Origin of the sequence: Gemella sp. GH3 (assembly GCF_013415425.1) — a bacterium.
Taxonomy (GTDB): domain Bacteria; phylum Bacillota; class Bacilli; order Staphylococcales; family Gemellaceae; genus Gemelliphila.
The window spans coordinates 1-550 of record NZ_JACBYC010000167.1; the positions used below are offsets into that span (position 1 = coordinate 1).

Annotated in this window: 1 protein-coding gene; it reads right to left on the minus strand. The window is 32.2% G+C overall.

The annotated features are described in order from the left end of the window. Nucleotides 1-550 (minus strand): peptidoglycan recognition protein family protein (locus HZY83_RS06615; protein ID WP_179943265.1); only part of this gene is annotated, 550 nt, incomplete at both ends.

A 550-nucleotide genomic window follows, 5' to 3' on the forward strand; every position in this document is an offset into this window, starting at 1 on the left:
CATTTGTGTCAGCAAGTGTTGGAGTAATTCCATTTTGTTTTAACATAAATGCTGCAAGCCATGCTTGGTTATTCACTGATTTCGCAAAATCTTCGAAGTTATACATTCTTACAAGTTCAATTTGGTAGAAGTATGGATTCGCTTTAGGTCCAGCACTCCATACATAATATTTTGAAGGTGCAGTAAGATGTATTTCTTGATTATCAACAAATGCATGTACAAATGCTGATTCATAATTATTCTTCATAAAATTAATTTCGCCATCAATTGTAGAGTTCTCATTTGCAGTGTCATGTACTACGATTCCCTCAGGACGACCTACACCATATCTATAACCATATTTAGGGAAATATGAAGTATAGTTTTCTTCAATTTGAGGTGCTTTGAAATTGTTCTTACGAATATAATTATTGATTGACGAATTAACTTGAGGTGTGTATTTAGGTAAAGAAGAAGTGGCTTTAGATGTCGTTTTCTTATTTACTGAATACATCATTCTAGGTTTAGCTACTGAACTAAATGTAGTCACTTTTTTATCATTATTAGAAGT